At 69.2% G+C, this 21605-nt stretch carries 22 protein-coding genes; 13 read left to right on the top strand and 9 right to left on the bottom strand.

What is annotated here, in order from left to right; translation table 11 throughout:
- Positions 1–323: 323 nt before the first annotated feature.
- The 4 genes from EV385_RS32875 to EV385_RS32860 all read left to right on the top strand — a co-directional run bounded on the left by EV385_RS32875 (position 324) and on the right by EV385_RS32860 (position 3705).
- Positions 324–551: a hypothetical protein gene (locus EV385_RS32875; protein WP_130513743.1), complete on the top strand. Its 228-nt coding sequence runs from the start codon at positions 324–326 to the stop codon at positions 549–551.
- Between the two features lie 122 nt (positions 552–673).
- Entirely contained in the window at positions 674–1522 is an 849-nt protein-coding gene (locus EV385_RS32870; protein WP_130513742.1) for a Scr1 family TA system antitoxin-like transcriptional regulator, read from the top strand.
- A 13-nt stretch (positions 1523–1535) separates the two neighbouring features.
- Positions 1536–2108, top strand: coding sequence for a DUF6879 family protein (locus EV385_RS32865; RefSeq protein WP_130513741.1), 573 nt, complete (start codon positions 1536–1538; stop codon positions 2106–2108).
- 244 nt (positions 2109–2352) lie between these two features.
- Positions 2353–3705 (top strand): NsdA family TPR-like regulatory protein, encoded by a 1353-nt coding sequence (locus tag EV385_RS32860; protein WP_130513740.1) that lies wholly within the window; start codon positions 2353–2355, stop codon positions 3703–3705.
- Between the two features lie 17 nt (positions 3706–3722).
- Here the strand turns inward: EV385_RS32860 and EV385_RS32855 are convergent, their stop codons facing one another.
- Positions 3723–4229, bottom strand: a complete 507-nt coding sequence (locus tag EV385_RS32855) for an NUDIX domain-containing protein (RefSeq protein ID WP_130513739.1) — start codon at positions 4227–4229, stop codon at positions 3723–3725.
- Positions 4230–4388: 159 nt separating this feature from the next.
- Here EV385_RS32855 and EV385_RS32850 point away from each other — a divergent pair, with 159 nt between their 5' ends.
- The 9 genes from EV385_RS32850 to EV385_RS32810 all read left to right on the top strand — a co-directional run bounded on the left by EV385_RS32850 (position 4389) and on the right by EV385_RS32810 (position 14856).
- On the top strand, positions 4389–4700 hold the full coding sequence (locus EV385_RS32850; protein WP_130513738.1) for a hypothetical protein: 312 nt from the start codon (positions 4389–4391) through the stop codon (positions 4698–4700).
- An 808-nt stretch (positions 4701–5508) separates the two neighbouring features.
- Entirely contained in the window at positions 5509–7926 is a 2418-nt protein-coding gene (locus EV385_RS35550; protein ID WP_242625391.1) for a hypothetical protein, read from the top strand.
- 317 nt (positions 7927–8243) lie between these two features.
- The gene (locus tag EV385_RS32840) at positions 8244–10238 is read left to right on the top strand and encodes a hypothetical protein (RefSeq protein WP_130513737.1); all 1995 of its coding nucleotides are present in this window, start codon (positions 8244–8246) and stop codon (positions 10236–10238) included.
- Between the two features lie 328 nt (positions 10239–10566).
- On the top strand, positions 10567–10998 hold the full coding sequence (locus EV385_RS32835; RefSeq protein WP_165449732.1) for a helix-turn-helix domain-containing protein: 432 nt from the start codon (positions 10567–10569) through the stop codon (positions 10996–10998).
- 242 nt (positions 10999–11240) lie between these two features.
- Entirely contained in the window at positions 11241–12593 is a 1353-nt protein-coding gene (locus EV385_RS32830) for a helix-turn-helix transcriptional regulator (RefSeq protein ID WP_207230179.1), read from the top strand.
- 149 nt (positions 12594–12742) lie between these two features.
- A complete protein-coding gene (locus tag EV385_RS32825) occupies positions 12743–13012 on the top strand; it encodes a hypothetical protein (protein ID WP_130513736.1) in 270 nt (89 codons plus the stop codon).
- A 24-nt stretch (positions 13013–13036) separates the two neighbouring features.
- Positions 13037–13795 (top strand): hypothetical protein, encoded by a 759-nt coding sequence (locus tag EV385_RS32820; RefSeq protein ID WP_130513735.1) that lies wholly within the window; start codon positions 13037–13039, stop codon positions 13793–13795.
- Positions 13792–14007: a hypothetical protein gene (locus EV385_RS32815; protein WP_130513734.1), complete on the top strand. Its 216-nt coding sequence runs from the start codon at positions 13792–13794 to the stop codon at positions 14005–14007. The genes EV385_RS32820 and EV385_RS32815 overlap by 4 nt, the downstream gene beginning before the upstream one ends.
- A gap of 213 nt (positions 14008–14220) precedes the next feature.
- On the top strand, positions 14221–14856 hold the full coding sequence (locus EV385_RS32810) for a hypothetical protein (protein ID WP_130513733.1): 636 nt from the start codon (positions 14221–14223) through the stop codon (positions 14854–14856).
- 286 nt (positions 14857–15142) lie between these two features.
- Here EV385_RS32810 and EV385_RS32805 read toward each other — a convergent pair whose 3' ends face one another.
- The 8 genes from EV385_RS32805 to EV385_RS32770 all read right to left on the bottom strand — a co-directional run.
- Positions 15143–16348, bottom strand: coding sequence for an IS256 family transposase (locus EV385_RS32805; protein WP_242625399.1), 1206 nt, complete (start codon positions 16346–16348; stop codon positions 15143–15145).
- Between the two features lie 13 nt (positions 16349–16361).
- Positions 16362–17546: a tyrosine-type recombinase/integrase gene (locus EV385_RS35885; protein WP_130513731.1), complete on the bottom strand. Its 1185-nt coding sequence runs from the start codon at positions 17544–17546 to the stop codon at positions 16362–16364.
- 238 nt (positions 17547–17784) lie between these two features.
- Positions 17785–18081, bottom strand: coding sequence for a hypothetical protein (locus EV385_RS32795; RefSeq protein WP_130513730.1), 297 nt, complete (start codon positions 18079–18081; stop codon positions 17785–17787).
- On the bottom strand, positions 18078–18650 hold the full coding sequence (locus tag EV385_RS32790) for a recombinase family protein (RefSeq protein WP_130513729.1): 573 nt from the start codon (positions 18648–18650) through the stop codon (positions 18078–18080). The genes EV385_RS32795 and EV385_RS32790 overlap by 4 nt, the downstream gene beginning before the upstream one ends.
- A 257-nt stretch (positions 18651–18907) precedes the next feature.
- The gene (locus tag EV385_RS32785; RefSeq protein ID WP_130513728.1) at positions 18908–19132 is read right to left on the bottom strand and encodes a hypothetical protein; all 225 of its coding nucleotides are present in this window, start codon (positions 19130–19132) and stop codon (positions 18908–18910) included.
- A gap of 91 nt (positions 19133–19223) precedes the next feature.
- The gene (locus EV385_RS32780) at positions 19224–20213 is read right to left on the bottom strand and encodes a sporulation protein (RefSeq protein ID WP_130513727.1); all 990 of its coding nucleotides are present in this window, start codon (positions 20211–20213) and stop codon (positions 19224–19226) included.
- Positions 20214–20258: 45 nt separating this feature from the next.
- Positions 20259–21338 (bottom strand): hemolysin family protein, encoded by a 1080-nt coding sequence (locus EV385_RS32775; protein ID WP_130513726.1) that lies wholly within the window; start codon positions 21336–21338, stop codon positions 20259–20261.
- Positions 21335–21605, bottom strand: a 271-nt coding sequence (locus EV385_RS32770) for a transporter associated domain-containing protein (protein ID WP_278045041.1), incomplete at its 5' end; no start/stop codon positions are given. The genes EV385_RS32775 and EV385_RS32770, both read right to left, overlap by 4 nt.

The following is a 21605-nucleotide window of genomic DNA, read 5'->3' as shown; positions in this document are numbered from 1 at the left end:
CGGTGCAGCCCGGGGCCTTGACGGATGCCGCTGTCAGGGCCCCTTGCGCTTCTGCGACACGGGCAACTGGGCCGTGGCCAGAAAGGCGATCTTCGATGGATGCCGCCACCGCAGCTCCCTTGCTCAGCGAAGCCTTGTCGGCATCAGCAACGTAACGCTGCGTCGAGCAAGTTACAAGCAAATTCTTAGACTTGCTAGTATTGGCTGGCCAAGACGTGGCCACCTACGCGCATGCACTAGATTTTCCGAGAAATTCCTAGGCAGATGCTCGCCATGAATGCGACTATCAAGCGGCTTGCTCCCCCCACGAGAAGGGCGCTGAGATGCAAGAGCTTCAGTTGATCTTTCTGTTCAAGGACGTCAACTCCGGCACGGGCGGGTGCCCCGCCGTCTACGCCACCGACCGAGGCAGCTACGTAATTCAGGGCTGGAACCTGCCAGCCGGGACACAGCTGCGTGACCAGGCAGCGAACGAGAGCGGAGTCGAGGTCCCGGCCAACATCATCGAGCAGCTCGGCCGACGCTGGGCCACGGAGAACGGCCTGATTTGATCTCTTCGGGGGTCGCCTCGGCGGCCCCCGAAGAGCATCGCCCGCTGTGCCCGGTAAGACACCGCCTCCCTCGGGCCACCTGCTTGGCACGCCGTCCGACCCGGAGGAGTACGAGAAACAGCATGAAGACCCCACCCGTACAGGAGCTCCTGACTCGCGACGAAGGTCTCGCGACCAGGCTGCGGCGTGCGCGCGAACCGATGCTCGCCAAGGAGCTCGCAAGCCGCGCGGGCTGGCAACAATCCAAGGTGAGCAAGATCGAGGCCGGCCGTCAGCTACCGACACACGACGACCTCGACCTCTGGGCCTCGCTCACCGACACTCCACCTGACGTACTTGAGCTGTGGCACGCCATGCTCACCGAAGCGCAGCAGGCACGCCGCGACTGGGCACGTCTGGTCCGTGACGGTCAAGCGGGAGTGCAGAACGAGTACAACCGCGTCATCGCCGAGTGCACCGACTACCGGTTCCTGGAGACCACGTTCATCCCGCGCTTCTTCCAGGTCCCGGGCTATACCCGGGCGGTCTTGACCGAGAGCTACCAGCGGCTCGGAGGGGCACAAGACATCGACGAGGCCGTGGCCGCCCGGCAGGCCAGCACCGGACTGCTCTACGACACCAACCGCACCTTCCAGGTGCTGATCACTGAGCCAGTACTGCGGTGGCAGCCGAAGGCGTTGACTCCCGATGTCATGCGCCAACAGCTCGATCGCTTGCTGAACATCGACGGCCTGCAGAACGTCCGGTTCGGAATCATCCCGCTGGATCAGCCAGTGCGGTACTTCCCGCAGAACGCCGTAGAGCTGTACGGCGACGTCGGTTTCGTGGAGGAGTGGTTCACCGAGCGGCGCCTGCTGGCCGACGAAGTCGAGCAATACCGCGGTCTGATCGAGGAGCTGTGGCAGGACGCTCTAACCGGGGAGCAAGCCCGACAGTTGATCCTCAACGTTCTCAACCGCCACCCGCACTAGGAAGGAGCCTGCGATGCGACGCACGCTGACAGACGGCGACTTCGGCACCGAGTTCTGGCAGCAGCTGGCGACCTACCAGCACACCGCCTGGCGCTGGGAGAACCAGGCGGTGTACGAGATCACCGCCGAACAAGCCAGCGTCGATGCGTTCCTGGCAGGGCACCCATCGGATCCGATGGAGGATCCCTACCTCGCTCCATGGATGCGCCAAGTGGCCGAGCAAACCGCGGCTGGCAAGGTCATCGGTCGAGTGCGCGTGCTCGAAGAGCCGCCAACCGACTATCAGCGCTGGGAGCGATGGCTCGACACATGGAACACGGCTGCCGGAGAGCATATCGAGTACTTGACGCGAACCCAGGCCCGGCAGCTTGCGGAGCACTCGCCGTTCGGAAAAGCCGACTGGTGGCTGTTCGACAACGCCCGCGTAATGATCATGAATTTCGACGCGAATGGTCGACGCATCCAGGTTGAGCTGACCGACGAGCCCGAGGATGTTGCCGCCGCTATTGAGTTCCAACGGTGCGCCGCCACTGCGACGACGGGCAGCAAGGCCGCCGGTGAAGACTCAGCTCACGCCGCCCGTTGACCTCCACTGAACTGGTGGACCTTCGTCGGTGAGATCCCTCTTGAGTTGTCAAACAACGACGCAGTCCCTTTAGGAAACGGTCGAGATGAGCAAGATCGGCAGGTGTATGCCTGGGTGGGAGGTTGTGCCGGGTTGTGCTCTGCGTATCGGACTAACCGCAGACCGATACAGGCCGCTAGCGTGACGGACACCATGTCGACCATGGGACTTCGCTGCGCTGCGTCTGTCGGGGAGGGAGTTGATCGTGGGTAGTCGTCCGATCAGCAACACGTACCTCGCGGCGCTGATCAGCGAGGCGGGTCTGTCTAATGCGGCACTGGCCCGCCACGTCAACCAGCTCGGTGCACACCGCAGGTACGGCGAACTGCGCCTGCGGTACGACTCCAGCTCCGTCAACCGCTGGCTTCGGGGCGCAGTCCCCGATGCGCCGACCCCGGCATTGATCGCCGAGGTACTGAGCCGCCGAGTCAACCGGCGGGTCACCGCCGCTGAGGTGTTCGCGGCCGGGGATGCCTTCCTGGAGTTCCCGACCAGCGCATCCGGTGCAGCTGACTCGGCTACCGCCCTATGGAGGCAGACCGTGCACCGCCGTGACTTCCTGACCTATGCGTTCATGGCCGGCGCGGGCCTCGAGGCCGGCTGGCGGTGGGCCTTCGCACCCGCAGCCGCGCAGGTCACCGCCACCGGTCGCCGCCGGGTCGGGATGGCCGACGTCGAGCGGCTGCTGGCCGCCAGGCAGGACTTCGCCGACCTCGACCGCCGGCACGGCGGCGGCCACGCGCGGGCCTGGCTGACCGACTACCTCGATCGCGAGGTGGCACCGCTTCTGCACGGTTCCTACCGCGACAGCGTCGGGCGGGCGCTGTTCGCGGCCGCCGCGGTGCTCACCGAGACGGTCAGCTACATGGCCTTCGATGATGGTGACCACGGCCTCGCACAGCGCTTTTCCATCCAGGCCCTTGCGCTGGCCAAGCAGGCGGGCGATGCCGCGTTTGGCTCCTACGTGATGAGCAACATGGCCGCCCAGCTGGTCTACCTCGGCGAGGGGCCGAAGGCGGCGCAGGTAGCCCGGGCGGGATGGATGACCTCGCAGAATGCCCCGGCAGCGTTGTTGGCCCGGCTGCATACCACCGAGGCTCGTGGCCACGCCCTTGCTGGCGAGACCGGCGAGGTGCGCGCTGCCCTCGATCGCGCGGCGCAGGCTCTCGATCGCGCCGCTACCCAGCAAGCGCCCGAGTGGTTGGGGGCGTCGAGCCCGGCTCACCACGCCGGGTCCACCATGCACTGCTTATTCGACCTCGGCCGGTTCGCTGAGGCCGCTCGCCACGGCCCCGCCGCGCTCGACCTGCCCACCGACAACGTTCGAGCCCGTGCGTTGCACCAGATCCTGTTGGCCCGGGTCCAGGCGGGTCTCGGCGACGTCGAGCACTCTTGCGATACGGCCCGGACGGCACTGCACGCTGCTGCCCGGCTTCGCTCCCGTCGGCTGCGCGAGCGAATCCGTGAGTACCACGGCGGCTTGGCGGCTCACCGAACCGCGCCGGTCGTGCAGGCGTGGCAGGACGAAGCGCGAGAGCTGCTGGCGGCGGCCGCGTGAACGATCGAAGCGGGTGTCTACCCTCGGCCCGACACGGAGCTGACGGGGTCGACTCGGACGCCGTTGTGCAGGTACACCACTCCGCCGAGGGCCCTGGCCTGGAGCGCGGCCTCAATCCGATCGGCCGTGTTGGCCGTCAGGTGCTCGCGCAACTGGCCTGCCTGGAAGAACGTGAACGCATCCAGTTCGTCAGATTGCAGCGTGATCGCAGACGCGTCGTCGAGTACACCGCCGTCGAAGACGTAGCCGAACCATGCCCGGCGCTGGGCGTTCGGAGGAACCCAATCAAGGACGAGCAGCCGGCCCACCTCCCGCTGGATGCCGAGCTCTTCGGCGACCTCGCGAGCGCAGCACTCGTGCGGCGGCTCGTCGGCCTCCAGGATTCCCCCAGGGACGTTCCACCACGGCCGGTAGTTTGGTTTGACGGCGAGCACCGCCCCGCGTGGATCGGTGATGAGCATGCAGGCGGATGCCAGGAAGCTCGGCAAACTGGCGTACCACTGCGCAGGTTCCAACCGCTCCATGCTCGTCACCGTACGCGGCTGATGCCGAGTCGGAGTCATTCACACCTTGCTTGGGGCGGGGTGGGCGTTGCGGCGTGCAACCGTCCAGGTGGGACCTGGTGGGCGACACGCCGACAAACTCGTCATGAGATAAGACCAACCTCTGCCATGATGATCCCCATGGACGGCGGACATGTTCGGAAGCGAGGGCCGAAGCCCGGCACGCGCTTTCAAGGCAACACGGCGGCCTATGACCCGACGTCGGGTAGGCCCTACACCGCGGGGACCAAGATCGACAATCCCGACGAGGCGATGAAGCTCATTCGTGCTGCTGAGGTGGCGGGTCTGAGCGTGGCTGAGGTCATTCGTCGAGCCATCCGGTACATGCCTGTCGACGAGGACGGCCGCCCGCTGTGGCCGAACGAGGACCAAGCTGCGAACGAGCAGCTGCCCCTGGAACTGAACGCCGGCCGCCGACCGAAGGCTGCGTAGGAGACGCGATGACCCGGTAATGAGAAACGCCCCGGCTAGAAGCCGAGGCGTTGCCCGAATAACTGCATACCGTTCGTTACCGGTGTTCAACCGAGACCCCCTACAGGCTGCCAACCCAAGGGTCTTTGGTTGTGCCCCGGCTTGCACACCGGAGGCTTGCCATCAGGCTAGCACTTGCCCGGTGGGCGGGCCGAGTGCTGCCTACAAAACGCGTCTCGTGGCGCTCCGTGGGCGTGCGGCCCGCGTGCTTGGCCGCCCTTGCGCGGTTGGTCGAGACCGCCTCTTTCTCGACTCAGGTTTCCGAGCGTCGCTGCGCGCGACGTGCGGTCCCTGTCTCCCCGCTCTGCGGATGCCCACTCGGACCTTGTCGTAATCCTGCCTGGTTTGCCCGTCTTAGCTATGACCGAATTTCGCCCAGTCGGGCGATCGCCCGTATGTCGGGTGTAGCTGCGGCCTGGTGGGCAACGAGCTCGCCGCCTTACCTACGCCAGACCCTGGCGCCGTTCACCTGCACCGCCCTTGACCTGCAGTTTGTACGCCAGACAGGGTCAATTGCGCTTGGTGAATATGTGGGGGAAGAAATCTTGGCGGCCGGGCGCGACGCGCGCATGGCTGTTGAGTCGTCGGTGTCGTGTCCGCGGCTGCGCGTGGCGTGGTGGGGCGGTTGGTCGTGACCGCGGCGGTGTCGACTTCCTCGTTCAGGCCCGCGGCGGGCGGGCGCCCGGCCGCCGCGCGGGCGGTACCTGCGTCGCTGCAGGGGATCGGCTGGTGTGTGCCGTGTTACGCGGCGGGTCTGCAGGTGCCGGCGGTGGATCCAGTGGCGGGCTCGGCCTGCCGTACGCACGTGCGGCTGCTGGCGCCGCGGCCGGTGCTGCCCGGGCAGCTGTCGATGCTGGACGTCGACCCGGTGCCGCCGTCGCTGCGCGCCCCGTACGACACAGGACAGCAGGAGCCGTGCGGTCCGTGCGCGGCCGCGGGCCTGGACCGGCGCGGTGTGTCGCGCGACGGGCCAGGGTCGCCGCCGTTGTGCCTGTCGTGCTGGGGGCGCCGGCAGCGTAGTGCGCCGCGCCGCAGCTCGCTGACGCCGGAGGAAGCCAGCTGGGTGGCGCAGCTGGCCGAGCAGCTGGCCTGTGAGGCGTGCCGGCCGCAGACGCCCACCACGGTGGATTTGCCGCCGACGGCGGTGCAGGAGCGCCGACATTGGCGGCGCCTGCAGCAGGCCCGGGGCCGGGACCGGTCGCGGCGGCCGTCGCCGCCGCGGCGTACGGGATGTTGGCGGTGCGCGGACGCGGCCTGGATCGCCGCGGCCCGGGCGGTCCATCACGACGACCAGGCGCAGGCTGGCGCCGAGGCAGCGCGCGTCGACGAGCTGCGCGTGGTGCACCGGGCCGCGTTGCGCCGTGTTGCGCGGGCGCAGCGACGGCTGGGTTACGTGCAGACCTGGCGGGACCGGGTCGCCGGGGTGGTCGAGGCGATGCCGCGGCTGACGAAGACCGGCCCGCGGGGCCGGCTCCAGATGCGGCAGGGCCCGGGCGGACAGGGGCGTGCGGTGTGGCTGGTCGCCGACTTCCTGGCCCGGATGGCCGACGACCGGGCCAGGCGCGGGCTGAGCAGCCGGGGCCGACCGCCGCAGCACCCCCTCGTCGTGGCGGTGATGGCGATCGCCGCCGACCCCGCCGCCGGGCAGCGGTCGATGGCCGGGCTCGGCCCGACGGCACTGTTCGCCGCCTGTACGCCCAAGACGGTGACCACGTCCTGGGCGTACAGCGTGCAGGTCGGCGCGACGGTGCGCGACGAGGTGGGCCGCACGTGCGGCCTGGCCGAGCGCGAGGAGACCGGCTTGAGGCGCAGGCGCAGCGTGTACCACTTCACGCCGCTGCAGGAGTCGCCGTTCGACCCGACACCGTTCCTGCCGGCGGCGGCCACCGTCGTGGCCAGACTGCTGCAGCGAGCGGTGGAACTCGTCGACGAGCGCCAGGCCGTGCTCGATGCGGCACTGCGGGAGGCGACGGCCGCGGAGGCGGCGGTGCTCGAGGCTGAGGCGGTCGTGGCGGAACGGACCGCCGAGGATCTGCAGCTCCAGGCCGCGGTGAGCGACCACTTCGCCGACGACGCCTACAAGGCGTTCAAGGCGGCGCTGGCCGTACGGGAGAGAGCGACCCGGCTGGTGAGGGACGCGGGTATGGTGCGGTCTGCCCAGGACACCGACCGGATGGCAGTCCTGCGGGCGGGGCTGTCCAGCGTGGAGACCGCGTTTGAGGTCGCTTCCCGCATGACGAATTTTTACGACCCTCCCCGAACGGGGTCTAGGAGGGGATCTTCTTCCGGTCTTAGGGGTTTGACCTTTTCTACTCGCACAACGTCACCCATAGCCGGTACACGGCGGCCTCACGGCCGGGGTGAAGAGCACAACGGCGGCGCTTCGCGCCCAGCACCGACCAAGACAGCGGCGCAGCCCACAGGGTCTACCCGTCCTAGGACGGCATACAGGGTGTCCGCCACGTCACCGGCCAATCTACGCCGCTCAGCGGTCATGGCATGGGCGAAACCCCTGGCCCGGGCCTTGTCGGGACGGTGGGAGTTCCTGCAGCGGTTCATCAGCGACGCGGCCGCCGACTGTCGTGACGAGCGCCGGGCCACCCGAGCGCGTGGCCTGGCACTGCGGCAGATCGCGGACACCCTCGGCACCCGGCTAGGACCAGGCTGGACAGCTGCGGACGTGGTCCGCCTGGTCGAGCGTCACGGGCTCACCGGCCGCTACGCCGAGGTCCGCACGGTGATCGCCGCCGGCGACGTGCACTCCCCGCTGAGCTATCTCGCCCGAACCTTGGACCGCGCCCTGACCAGCCCGGCCGCGGTCGTACCCCACCACTCCCCCGTCCGTGAGCGCTACGAACGCCAGGTCCTGGACGCCGAGCTGGTGGCCGCGGCCGCCAGCACCGCGGCGCTGCGCGACGAGCTCGACCAGCGCGATGCCGCCGCGGCCGCCGCCCGCACCAGCGACCAGTCCGGCCGGCACGCCGCCCGTGCGGTAGCCGGGGCCGCCAGCAGATCTACCGCGCCCCGCCCGAACCGGTGCAGCGACCCCGTCGACGCCGAGCGCATGGCCCAGGCCCGGGCCGAACTCGCGTCGCGTGTGCCGGTCGCGGTGGACGAGTGCGAATGGCCGCCCACGCGCCAGCCCGGCGAGGGCTTTCCCTCGGATCTGCGTCGAGAGGACCGCTAAGCATGCTCGCCCTGCCGAGCCGTTGTTTGGCTGGTCGGGCTGTGTCACCCCCGGTGGTACCGTCCTTTCAGCGACATCAGCAGGTAGCTGACCAGGCTCCCTTCGTCACATGACGAAGAGCGGCAACGCCGGTGGCACTTTCCGCCGGTACGTCTTGGAGATGGACAGTACGGCCGGTGCCGCCTCGGACACACCGGGTTCCGCCCGGGCGAGCCGAGGGGGAGAGCGGAGTTCATTGGGGCCGATCTCCCCGGACGACAACAGAGTCGTCCGGGTCTGTTCCCGGGCGACCGGATCCAGAGATCGGAGAGATCCTGATGAATGGCGATCCCACGGTAGAGACCGTGCTTCCCCGCCCGGTGACACCGCTGCCCCAGCCAGCGCTCGCAGTGGCAACCCGGAAGCTGACCGACAAACTGGTCGAGCAGTTCAACATGAGCGAGGCGGGCGCACAGGCGTTCGCGCTGGCCGTGGTCGACCCTTCTAACGCACGAAAGGCAGCGGAGAACCCCGAGCGGCTCTCAGTCCCCGGCGGGGTGATCGTCGCTATCCGCACCGACGTGTGGTCGCGATACGTCATGCCCGACCCGCGGAACCCCCGGATCGGGCCGGCTCGTCGCCACCCGGTGTCCGACCTCGTCGGGCGGGGCGGAGAGAGTACCCGGCTGCGTCCGCTGGGCGAGCCGAAGGCCGCGGCGGGTGGCCGTCCGGAGCTGGTCCAGCGGATTCAGAGCCAGGAACATCTGGCCTGGGCCGCGCAGCAGGCCCGCGAGTACATCGTCAGCAACAACGACTGGCGGTCCTCGATCCGGCACCAGGGTGTGATGACCGAGGTTTGGCTGGCAGCGACGACGTTCGATCACTTGGACGACAACCCGAGCGTCACGATCCCGGTGACGGCCGAGGGGTCCAGCCGGATGACGTGTGTTCACGACCTGCTCGGCCTACGGTCCGCAGACATTCCCTACGACCGTGACGAGCGGCGGATGCGCGCCCACATCCGCAAGCTGAACGAGGAGATCGCCGCAGCGGGCTCACCTGACCAGGTGGACAAGGACCTGGCGGTCAGGGCGCGGTGCGAGACGGTCCCCGCTCTGCTGCTCGTCGGCTTCGAATCGCACGGCGACATCGCGGCCGACTTCGGCGTGGCGGTCAAGTCGTTGGTCGCGTTGCGGCACGTGGACTACCCCAAGCCGTGGGGAGCGGCCACCGAGAACGAAGCGCTCGCCGACGCCGTTATCGACGAGCTGCAGCGGCGTGATCTCGTCACGGCCGGCAAGGCCGATTGGCTGTCGGGGGTCCTCACCCCCGAGGAGGCCCAGGCGGCCGGGTTCAGCGCTGACCCCACAGTACGGACAGCGGCGATCGTCCGGCTCTTCACCGACCATGACCCGCGCACACACCAGGCCGTCCGGGTCGCCATCACCAGCCAGAGCACCCGCAAGAACACCAGTCCCAAGCTGCTGTTCGAGCTGGCGACGTCGCTGGTGCTGCGGTCGGTACCCGAAGAGGACGCCCGGCTGCGTGAACGAATCCGCAAGTACCTCGCGGAAGCGTTCAGCAACGAGTTGGCCAAGGAGGACTGGGAAGCCACCTTCCGGGACTCCGAAGAACTCGCCGAGGCCGCCCTAACCGAGGTAGGGGCCGGACGTCCCGGACCTGCAACGCGTGAACTCGCCGCTCGCGGCGCGTATGCGCTCGTCGTCCGCAGGCAGCTGCAGGACCGAGGACCACGAGACGTCGAACCCGAGGACCGGCGCAAGCCGGGCGAGGTGATCAACCGTATGAGGTCGGCGGCGCAGGGGGTGTATCAGCTGCGGCAGGCTCTTGTCGACCTCCGCAACGGTCGCCCGGTCCGGCTGGTGGACGATGCCGGGCAGGTCGAGCGCAACGCCGAAGGCCGCGAGGTGGTAGCTAGGAACGCCGACCTGCGCAACCGCTTCCGCGCGCCGGGAGAGGGCCCCGGACTGGTACCCGCTCCCGAGACCCCGGCCGAGGTTCTCGGAAACGCGCTGACCGCGCTCGGTGGTTCGATCCGCGAGGTCGAGATGGCGGTCAAGAAGGTCGAAGCGGTGCAGGCCGAGGACGGCACGTCAGCGATCGATTCGTTGGGCGCCAGCAAGGCCGACTGTGATGAGTGGCAGAAGATCCTTTTCGAGGTTTTCCAGAAGCTACCTATCTGGAGTAACCGGAGCATTCAGCGGCATGGTGCGCCTGCCCCCGACGAGTTTGCTGTCGACGACCTCGATGCTGACGACGACGACCTCGACGATGATGTCGACGGGGACGACCCGGACCCCGACGTGGAGTAGGACCGGCCGCGTCACCCTCGCAACTGAACTGTGATCATCTCCGGCTCCCGGGATCCCCGGGAGCCGGGGCCCCGGCATCGCCGGGGACACGCGACGCGGGATGTTCGCGACACTCACCTCCGCCTTAGCGCGGAGGGCGGCAACGCCGGTGCCAAGCAGCAAGACGCACCGGTACGCCTTGGAGCCAGCCTTCAGCTCCCGCTGCCGCTTCGTGCCACACCGGGCCAACGGTCCGGAAGGCACACAAGCGGGTGCGCCGGAACCTACCCAGCTCACCCGATGCCGAGCCGAATCCGGCCGGTACGGCGCCACGAGCTGGAGACAGAAAGTGCACAACCCAAACTTCGTCATCGGGCGCGAGCGTCAACTCCGCAACCTGATCAACCATCTCGGGAAGAACGACATCGCGATCGCGGCGTGCGTCGGAGTCGACCCCGACATCTACCACCCGGAACAAGGGCTGCCCAACGAGCTGGCCCTCGCTCGCTGCGCCGGCTGCCCTGCCCGTCTCGCCTGCCTTGCCCTGGCGCTCCGCACCGAAGATCCCGAGGCGCGCGCTGGATGGTACGGCGGACTCGGCCCGGCCGACCGCGACAACGTCGCCGCCCACCTTCGCCTCGACACCCCTGAACCGCCCCCACCGGACCGGGCCCTCGAAGCCGCCCGGCTGCGCACCGCAGGCTGGACGGTCAACACCATTGCCACCCATCTTGGCTGCAGCCGTCGCACCGTTCAGCGGTACCTCCGGGCAGCCGCATGATCAGTTGGCTTCCGAAACCGCAGCCCGGTCGCGGTCCTAGCCGCCGCGGACGTAGTCGCTAGAGATGGACCGGCCCGTCCCCAGCGGCTCCAGCGCCTCGGCAACGTCGTCGGCCTCCAGATCCCACCTCGCTGGCCGCCGTCAGGCTGCCCGCTTTGTCGATTCTTCAGCGCCGTTGCTGCAAACGGATCGGCGCGTATGCTGTAGCGACCTACAGCATTCCTGTTTGGAGGGCTGCAACCTTGGGGCTGTTGTACAACAAGATGGCGGTGGGGAACGGGCTGTACACCGATCACCCGATTCCGGACCTGCCGTTCGTCGACGACTCCCACCTCCCGCTCGACGACCCGGCCGCAGTCGAGGCGATCGGCCGCAAGGAAGGCGGGCAGAGCTGGGGCCGCACGGATCGGTGCAAGGACGGTGGCTGGGTCGCCTTCACGACCGACGCGCTGCGATCGGACCTGGGCTGGGTGGTGCGCTGGCACCCCGAGCACGGCCGGTCGGTAGTGCTCTACCGCGACGAGGACGTCGCCGACGCGTACATGTCCTACGTGGGCGAGGCGCTGCTGTACCGCGCCGGCGGCTACTGGTGGGACGGCACGACCTGGTACCGGCCGGCGCTGTCGTACGACCGGGCCCGGGAGACCTACGTCAACCGGCCGGTCCCGGCCGCGTTGACGATCAGTGCGGCAGACCAGCCGCCCGGCGACCCGGGCAACGGCACACTGTGGAAGATCACCGATCTCGACATCGACATGGTGAAACCGACCGCGTCGCGCCGCTGGCGCGATGACCTGGCACTGTGGGCGGTGCGCCACGACACTGGGCGGCACCTGGCCGGCTGCGTCATCCACCTGACCGCCCCGGAACTCGCCGCGGATCAGCTGGTCGACGTGGCCGAGCTGGCCGAGATCGCCGGGATCGGCGCCAGCACCTTGCGCGCCTACCGCGCCCGCGGCGAGAGCGGCGTGCCGCTGCCCCAGGCCACGGTCGGTGGTCGCGCCATGTGGTCCCGCCCGGTCGCCGAGGACTGGGCCGAAGACCGCCGCCGCTCCTACGACGGCGCCGCCCGGGCCATGGCCGACCGCGATCACGACAACCTCTCGGTCGGGGTGGCCCGGATCTGGGACTACCTCACCAACGCCTTCACCATCGACCTGTGGGACCGCGGCCACCGCAAGCGGTTCACGCTGCGCTGGCGCACCCAGGCCGCCGTGCGCGAGGTCGCCCACGACCTCGCCTGGACCGCCACCGCCAGCCTCGACCGGATCATCCCCCTCGGCGACCTCGGCACGACGATCCACGCCGCGGTGCTGTTCGAGTTCGCCGACTGGCAGCGCACCACACCCAACGAGCAGGTCAGCTACCCGATCAACCACGCGATCACCCGGATGCTCGACTGGCTCATCCAGCACAAGCCCGACCAGGCCCAGGCCGTCGTCGCCCAGATCGTCGGCGAGGCCGAGCGCACTCTGGGCATCTCCCCCGAGATCACCGGTTTCTCCCTGCGCCAGGCCCTCGTTCTGGACGGCAAGCTGCCCGGCGAGAACGCCTACGCCGAATTCCTGAACCTCGCCCTACCCCCGGACAACTGACCGACCAGCCTTGGCCGGGGCGGCGCCCCGGCCAAGGCCCGCCGCTCGTCCCGGTGATGACCGCACAACCGGGCCCGTGAGGTCGACGAAGACGTCGTACCTGCCCCGTAGCGTCAGCGCCCGAGAACCCACATGACGGAGAAGCGTCCATGACCCATCAGGCCCAGCCCAACCCGTTCGGAATGGGCCCCATCGCCGGCGACGATCGCGAGCAGCGACTCACCCATCTGCAGGGCGTGGCCGACGAACACAGCCGCGCCGAGCGCCTGGCCGTACTCGGCGAGCAGGAGCTGCTGGTCGTCGCCGAGCTGCTCGACGAGCTGAACGCGCTCACCAACCCGGACGGCGTCGCCCGTGACGGCTGGGGACGGCTGGCCAGGATGATGGCGATGCGCATCTACGACCGGCTCGGCATCTGACTACCCGATCAAGAGGAGACCGTCATGGACCACGCCCTCCCCGCCGAGAGCGAGCAGGACACCCTGGTCGGGCAGGCGATCCAGGTGCTGACCGCGCTCGCCCGGCAGACCCGAGTACGCGGCGCCGGCACCCCGGACGCGACCACCGAGCCCGTCGACTTCGCCGACCTCGCCGCCCACGTCCTGACCGCGACGGCGGCGAACGTCGGCAGCGTGTCGACGCTGCTCGCCGGACGGTCGGGCAGCTGGGAGGCCGACCTGGTCCGCCGGCTCGTCGACGGCACAGCCGGCGAGGACGGCGACCTGCTGCTGTGGCGCACCGAACCGGTGCTGCTGCAGGAGGTCGACGCCTGGGACATGTTCGGCGACTTCGGCATCAGGGACCTGTACGACCAGGAGTCCCAGCCGGCTGTCGACCGCGCGAACGATCCGAACCTGACCGACGCGCAGGTCGACGCCGCCAATGATCTGGTGGACGCGCTCGAGGCGCTGTGGGTACAGGACCAGGCCGCGTACGTCGAGGGGTACCGAGCCACCGCGGCCCGGTACCTCACCGAGCGCGGCGCCACCTGCGGCGTGGAGGTCGTCGACGCCCTGCCCTCCGCCAAGTGGGACGGCCTGACCGAGTTGGTCCACGAGTACGCCCGCGAGCACACCCCCCTGCCGATGACCGGCGCGGCCCCGGACTGGAGCGACGGCACTCCGGCCGACGCGGTGCGCCGGGCCGGGCTCACCTACACCGCCCGCGTCCAGGGCGGACAGCCGACCGAAGGAGAACAGTGATCATGCCGCTGCCCACCCGTGACCAGATGATCGGCAACGCCCTGCAGGAGATCAATCGGGCGTATGCCGCGCTCGGCGACGCCGCGGACTGGCTGCGCTCGGACTGGCAGCCGGCCGGCTCGTCGCTGACCGATGCCCAGGCCGAGACCCGCGACCGCCTGCAGACAGCGATCACCGAGGCCAAAGCCGCCATCAACCGCGCCAAGCGCTGACCCAGGAGAAGGGACAACACCGGTCCCAACGATCAAGGATGTCGCCGCACTGCCCCCAACTAGCTTGTCGACGCGGCACACCCGTACGGCACGTGGACCGGTGAGCACACGCGGCCGCGGCTGCGCGTTGAGCCACCTGTCCGACGACCCTGACCTGGCCACCAGCAGCGACACCGAGCAGGCACACGTCCTGGCGCACTACGCGGTCCGCGCATGGCCACGGCCGGGCCGGGGCTCGCCGACCTGGCCACCGCCCTGCAGCAGGCCCACGATGCGGCCGACCGGTTGTACCTCGACATTGACGACGAGACCGGGACTGACCAGGATGACCGACCAGCTCACCGCACCGCAGCAAGCTGCCCGCCGACCGCGGCGGCCGTCAGCTGGTCGCCGAGCCCATCCTCGCTACCTCGACGAGAGACAGACGAAGCCCTGGTGCGCCTGCAGGGCCCGCACCTCCCGATCGACGAATATGCCGGGATGAAGACCTTTGAGGTGCCGGCGAGCATCATGGAGCAGCTTCTACTGGGCGTCTTGTCGCACGAGGTCCCGCTCACGTTGAAGCACACGAAGCCAGGTGAACTGGCAATCGTGAGCGACCAGTTGGGCGATGTCCTGACGTGGCTGTGGCAGGCAGACGCGGACTGGGCAGTCACGTTCGTTGCGGACTACCTCGCGCAATCGCGATACTGGGACGCCAACGCGAGCAGATCAATCACCCTTGATCAGCTCGTTGACGGTTTGGCGAGCGTTGTCAGCCTGCCGAATGAGCAACGAGACGCAATGACGGAGCGCCTCCGTCGAGAGGTGCCCCGCCGGTTCGACGATGACGTGACCCAATCCCGCTGAAGTCGGCGCAGGGGCGGTGACCGTCTCACGCTGCCCGCCAGGTGACGGGCACAGCCCGGGCGAGTGGTCGAACGTCCCCGCACCTGCGGCGGTTCGCAAACCTGCCTATAGGGCTCCATCGGGATCGGGCGCGGCCGCCTTTCCGACCATGTCGTGCAAGCGAGTCGGCGGGCAGCAGCGTGCCAACCCGGGGTGCCGGTAAGAAACGTGTCACCAGCCGCAAACGGCGGCGATCACATTCTGCTGGGACTGTCCAGTTAACGGCTGATCTTGGTTGTTGAACGGGTCAGTTGGTGGCCGGGGTGAGCCGGTCTTCGAAGGCGACGTGGAAGGCGTTCAAGGGTGCTTTCCAGCGCATGGTCCACCGGCGGCGGCCGGCGCCGGTGGGGTCCAGGCTCATCAGCGCGAGGTAGACGCACTTGAGCGCGGCCTGCTCGTTGGGGAAGTGACCGCGTGCGCGGACGGCCTTGCGGATGCGGGCGTTCACCGACTCGATCGCGTTGGTACTGCAGATGACCTTGCGGATCTCCACGTCGAAGGCGAGGAACGGCACGAACTCGGCCCAGGCGTCGGACCAGAGTTTGACGATCGCCGGGTACTTCTTGCCCCAGGCGTCGGCGAACTCCATGAACCGCTCGGTCGCGGCGTCCTCTGTGGGTGCGGTGTAGACCGGCTTGAGCGCTCGGGCGATCTTGTCCCAGTCCTGCCGGGCCGCGTACCGGAACGAGTTGCGCAGCAGGTGCCCCACACACGTCTGGACCAGCGTGCGGGGCCAGACCGCCTCGACCGCCTGGGGCAGGCCCTTCAAGCCGTCGCAGACCAGCATGAGCACGTCGGCCACGCCACGGTTCTTCAGCTCGGTCAGCACATGCAGCCAGTGTTTGGCGCCCTCACCACCATCACCGGCCCACATGCCGAGGATGTCGCGGTGGCCGTCGACGGTGACCGCCAGGGCCAGGTAGATCGGCCGGTTCGCGACCTGACCGTCCCTGATCTTCACGTTCACCGCGTCGATGAACACGACCGGATAGACCGGGTCGAGGGGCCGGTTCTGCCACTCGGCCATCCCGTCGATCACCTTGTCAGTGATCGTGGAGATGGTCTGCTTCGACACCTCCGAGCCATACACCTCGGCCAGATGAGCGGCGATCTCGCCGTGCGTGAGCCCCCGCGCTGACAGCGACAGGACCAGGTCGTCGACGCCGGTCAGCCGTCGTTGCCGCTTCCGCACGATCTGCGGCTCGAACGTGCCCGCCACGTCGCGGGGCACCCGAACCTCGACCGGGCCGACATCGGTCAGCACGGTCTTGGCCCGATGCCCGTTGCGGGAGTTACCGCTGCCCCGGCCTTCGGCGTCATGTTTGTCGTAGCCGACATGGTCGGTGATCTCGCCCTCCAGCGCGGATTCCAGGACCCGCTTGGTCAGCTTCTGCAGCAGCCCGCCCTCACCCGTCAACTTCAGCCCGTCACCACGGGCACGGTCGACCAGCATCGCGATCAGCTGCTCATCGGTGGCCGAGCTGCCCGGCCCCTCGGACGGGTCCTGCTCGACGATCGGTTCCGTCGTCATCCTGGCGCATCTCCTCAAGATCGAGATCCGCCGTTATTTGTACAGTCCCCATCTGCTCGACGTAGCCGGCCGCGATGTCCTCGGGCGGGTTGGTGTAGCGGTGAATGTAGCGCTGGGACTGGTGGCCGAGCCGGCGTTCGAGTTCGTAGGCGTCGCTGTCGGTGGCCTCGGCGAGCGCGAAGGCGAACGAGTGGCGCAGGTCGTGGGGCCTCAGCGGGCTGATGTGCCGGGCGGGGTCGGTGTGCTCGGCGTCGTGCCAGCGGCCGATCTGCTCGCAGATCAGGTTGATCGAGCGCGGGGAGAGCCGGCCGTCGGGGCGACGGGAGCCGATCGAGGCGGCGGACAGGAACAGCGCGGCCGCGGCCGGGCCGGCGTCGGCGGGGCGTTCGTGTTCGAGGTAGTCGGCCAGGGCGGTGCGGCCGTCGGAGCCGAGGAACACGGTGCGGCTAGTGCCGCCCTTGCCCCGGACGCCGCTGATCTTCGCCTTCCTCGCCGCGCGCAGCGCCTCCGGGGTGTTCGAGGCGACCTGGTCCAGGTCGAGGTTGACCAGCTCTTCGCGGCGCAGGCCGGTGCCGAGCAGGGTGTGCACGATCGCGCGGTCGCGCAGCGGCCGGGCATGGCCGTGCAACTCGCCGGCCGCGCTGCGGCGCCGGCCCTTGTGCTGGTGGAACCGGGGCAACCGGTCGAGCACGTTCTTGAGCGTGCGGACCTGCCCGGGCGTCAGCGCGCGGGGTTCGAGCGGCGGCAGGGGCAGGTCGCCGACCTTCGCGCACGGGTTACCGTGTGGCAGAGCGGCCGGGTCGTGGGTGCACACCCAGGTGGTGAACCCGGACAGCGAGGCGAGGTGGGTGTTGACCGTCGCCGGTGCCAGACCGAGCCCGCCGGCGTCTCGGTCGGCGGACAGGTGGGTGCGCCAGGCGATCACCTCGCGCTTGACGACGGCGGAGAGCCGGTCGTGGCCGTGGTCGGCGTGGAAGTGGTCGCGGAACCGGGCCAGGTGCAGGGCGATCTTGTCGGCAACCTCGGCCGAGCGGACGCCGCGGACGGCGGCGTCAAGATAGCGGCCGGCCCAGGCCTCGATCGCGTCCGGGGCGGCGAGACCGCCGATCGGCAGTGGCACAACCTTTCGTGAAGGCAATCTGCGCCGATCCGGCCGGGAGCTGATGTCGGCCCCTTGGGCCCCGCGCTTGGGTAGCTGTCACCAGCCCCAAGGTTACTGACCGGTAGATCGGGATAGGTGGCGCCCGTTCCGTTGTCGGCTCGTGGCCCTGAAGCCTGTGCGACAGAAAAGCCGGATGCCTCACGGGGAGAGGCGTCCGGCTTTTGGGCTGATGAGATCACAGGGCATCGATGCCTCGCTACCCGGCTGGGTCAGGGCTGCTGGTGCCGCCGAGTCCTTCCAGGAGTCGCACGATCTGGGCCACGCCGGCTTTGAGCTCGGCGGTGTCGGCCTTGTGTTCGGCGTAGTGCTCCAGCTGCGTTTCGCGCAGCGCGGAGAGAAGGCGGGTGTGCCCGCGCAGCTCGGCCCGGTACTCGGCGACGTCGCGATCGGCGCCGGCGGCGAGAGCGCGGGCCGCGGCGGCTTCCTGCCGCACGATGGCCAGCTCGGCCTCCACGGCCGCGACACGTTGTTCCAGGTCTTCCGGGCTGCTCATGCGACGGGGGCTCCTGCCGGGGCGGTGGGTCGGAGGTAGGTGTACACGGTTTCGCGGCTGACGCCGTACTCGCGGGCCAGGTCGGCCTTGCGTTCGCCGGCGGCGGCGCGCTCGCGCAGCTGGTCGGCCTGTGCGGTGGTCAGTGCGGGTTTGCGGCCGGTGTAGGCGCCGCGGGCCTTGGCGGCGGCGATGCCCTCGCGTTGGCGTTCCAGGATCAGCGCCCGCTCGAACTCGGCGAACGCGCCCATGACCGACAGGAGCAGGGTGGCCATCGGGGAGTCGTCGCCGGTGAAGGTCAGGTTCTCCTTGAGGAACTCCACCCGCACGCCCTTGCTGGTCAGGGTGCGGACCAGGCGGCGCAGGTCGTCGAGGTTGCGGGCGAGCCGGTCCATCGAGTGCACGAGCACGGTGTCGCCGGCGCGGACGAACGCGATCAGCTCGTCGAGCTGCGGCCGCGCGGTGTCCTTGCCGGATGCGGTGTCGGTGAACGTCCGTTCCACCTCGATGCCGTCGAGCTGGCGCACGGTGTTCTGCTCGACGGTGCTGACCCTGACGTAGCCGACCCGCACCGCGTCGCCTCCCTCACCCGATCGAAAGTGTAAGTCTGGACCTTATGGCCTTGCCGGACAGGCGTCAAGAAACCCCGCGTGCGACTCTATCCTGACGCCCGTGACCGGGAGTGGTCGGTGTCGGTCTGGGGTCTACCCCAACCAGACCGCCCGAAGGTCCCGCCGCCGGCGCGATCGATCGCGCCGGGCTCAGCCGTGGTGGCCGGGGTGGGGCGTCGCCGTGGGTGAGCGTGGCGGCGCCCCACCCGTTCGGGTGGTTACTTGCTGGCGTCGGCCAGGGCGGCGATCGCGGTGGCGGCGCGGATGTACTCGTTACGGCCCAGGTCGCCGATGGTCTTGATGGCGAAGGCCTTTTCGAGGGCCTGGGCGTCGGCGGTGGAGATGCCGGCGATGGCGTGGACGGGGGCGTTGACCAGGTCGTGCAGGTCCTGCTGCTCGTACTGCTTGTCGAGCAGCTTGTCGAGGTTGGCGCTGATGGTCATGGCGTTGTTCCCTTCCGTGGGTTACCTGACATGCCACCCGGCCCCGAGGTGTGGGGGCCGGGGACAACCGGGGGTGAGGGGTGTCGCGTGCTCAGTCTTCGTCGCCGCCTTCGTCGTCGAAGATCTCGTCGATTGCCTCGCTGGCGAGGTAGCCGCCGACCAGGCCGGCGCCCACGCCGGCGACGACGGCTCCGGCGCCCATGCCGTGACCGCCGTGGCTGTCGTGGTGGCCTTCGTGGTGGCCGTGGTGGCCGTGGTGGCCGTGCCCGTAGGCGGGCTGCGGCGGGGCGTAGCCGTGGCCGCCGGTGTGGGAGAGCACGGCCTGCTGGAACCAGGAGTCGATGTGCTGCGCCCAGTTGGTGTGCTCGAAGCCGGCGTGCGGCACGTGCAGGGTGTGGTAGACGTCGTGGCCGCCGGTGAACAGGCCGCCGCGCTTGTCGACTTCCAGGATCACCTGCACCTGGTGCGGGCTGGTGACGAAGGTGAGTTCGACCTGGGTGCAGGCGTGGGCGTACTGCGCGGCGGCGTAGAACTCGATCTCCTGGTAGAACGGCAGTGTCTGCTGGCTGCCGCGGATGTGGCCGTGTTCCAGGTCGGCGGACTTGAACCGGAATCCCAGCTGCGCGAAGGCGTCGAGGATGGCCTGCTGGGCGGGCAGTGGGTGGACCTGTACCGGGTCCAGGTCGCCCTTGTCGATGGCGTGGGCGATCGACACCTCGGTGCGTACGCCCATGGTCATGCCGTGCAGGTGCTGGCCGTAGACGGCGGTGATCGGCGTCTCCCAGGGCAGGGGCACCGAGAACGGGATCGACGTGTGCTGGCCTTCCGCGAGCCTGGTCGTGCCGGCGACCTGGACGCGGTGGAACTCGACGGCGGCGCCGAACTCGTGGTCGCCGCCTTCGACCTCCACCCGGGTGAGCAGGGACAGGGTGATCTGTTCGATGTCGACGTCGTGGCTGCCGCCGGTGAGGTTGACCTGCCCGGTCAGCGGATGACCGGGCAGGGTCGTCGGTGGGTTGAGCACGGTGTCGACGCTGGGGCCGCCGACGCCGAACGCGCCGAGCATCTTCTTGAACACCATCGGAACCTCTCCTTTGTGACGTGGTCGCTGCTGCCGGGACGGTTGCTAGCGGTCGGTTCTGCCGGTGCGACCGGCCCGGCGGGCCGCGTCGATGACCGGGTCGGTTTCGTCGTCGAACTGGCCGATGACCTGTTCCAGCAGGTCTTCCAGCGTCACCAGGCCGACCACCTGGGTGGTGGCGGTGACCAGCGCCAGCTGGATACGCCGCTGCCGCATGGTCGCGATCGCGTCCAGCACGCTGGTGTCGGCCGGCATCGACAGCGGCGCGGCCATCAGCTCCCGTGCCGTCACGCTCTTGCCGTGGCTGGTGGCCTTGGCCGCGTCGCGCACGTGGACAACCCCGACGATGCCGGCGTCGGTGTCGGTGACCGCGAGCCGGGACCGGCCGCTGGCGGTGCTGAGCAGCTCGACCTGGCGGGCGTCGGCGTCGGCGGCGACCGCGACGATGTCCTGGGCGGGGATCATGACCTGCCCGACCGTGGTCGACTGCACGCTCAGCATCGCGGTGAGCAGCTCGTGCTCGGCGGCGGCGATCGTGCCGTGTTCCTTGGAGGTCTCCAGCAGCAGTTGCAGCTGCCCAGGGCTGTGGACCTGCGCCAACTCGTCCTGCGGTGTCACCTTCACCGCCCGCAGGCAGGCGTTGGCCAACCCGTTGAGCGCGCTCAGGAACGGGCGCAACACGGTGGTGAACCCGACAAACGGGATCGCCAGCAGTTGCGCGGAGGACTCCGGGTGGCTGATCGCCCACGACTTCGGAGCCATCTCCCCGACGACGACGTGCAGGAAACCGACCACCGACACCGCCAGGACGAACGCCACCACGTAGGCCGCCGTGTCCGGCAGCCCGACGGCGGTGAACAGCGGCTCGAGCAGGTGCGCCACCGTCGGCTTGGCCAACGCGCCCAGGCCGAGGGTGCACAACGTGATGCCCAGCTGCGCACCGGCCAGCATCATCGACAGTTGCCGGGTACCGGCGATCGCCGCCCGGGCCCCGCGCGAACCGGCTGCCGCGGACCGTTCCAGCCGGTGCCGCTTCGCCGCTACCAGGGCGAACTCGGCCGCTACGAAGAACGCGTTAGCGACCAGCAGCAGCGCGGAGATCAGCAGGGACCACCCGGTGCTCACCGCGGCACCTGCCCCTCGTCGGCGGGCAGCACGGTCATGGCGACGCGGTCCGGCACGTGTCGGCGCACCGCGGTCACCGTCAGCCGGGCTGTGCCCTGCGGGCGCGGGTGCCCGTGCTCGTCCACCAGCATCGGCAAGGCAACCGCGACGTGCTCGCCGACGGCGGGGATGTGGCCGAGCCGGGCCAGCACCAGCCCCGAGACGGTGTCATACACCTCGTCGTCGGGCAGGAACACCCCGGTCACCTCGGCGATCTCATCGATGCGG

The sequence above is a fragment of the Krasilnikovia cinnamomea genome (assembly GCF_004217545.1).
In the GTDB taxonomy this organism is placed as follows: Bacteria; Actinomycetota; Actinomycetes; order Mycobacteriales; family Micromonosporaceae; genus Actinoplanes; species Actinoplanes cinnamomeus.
Note: the sequence above shows the minus strand (reverse complement) of the source record. Positions and strands in the feature narration are given on the sequence as shown.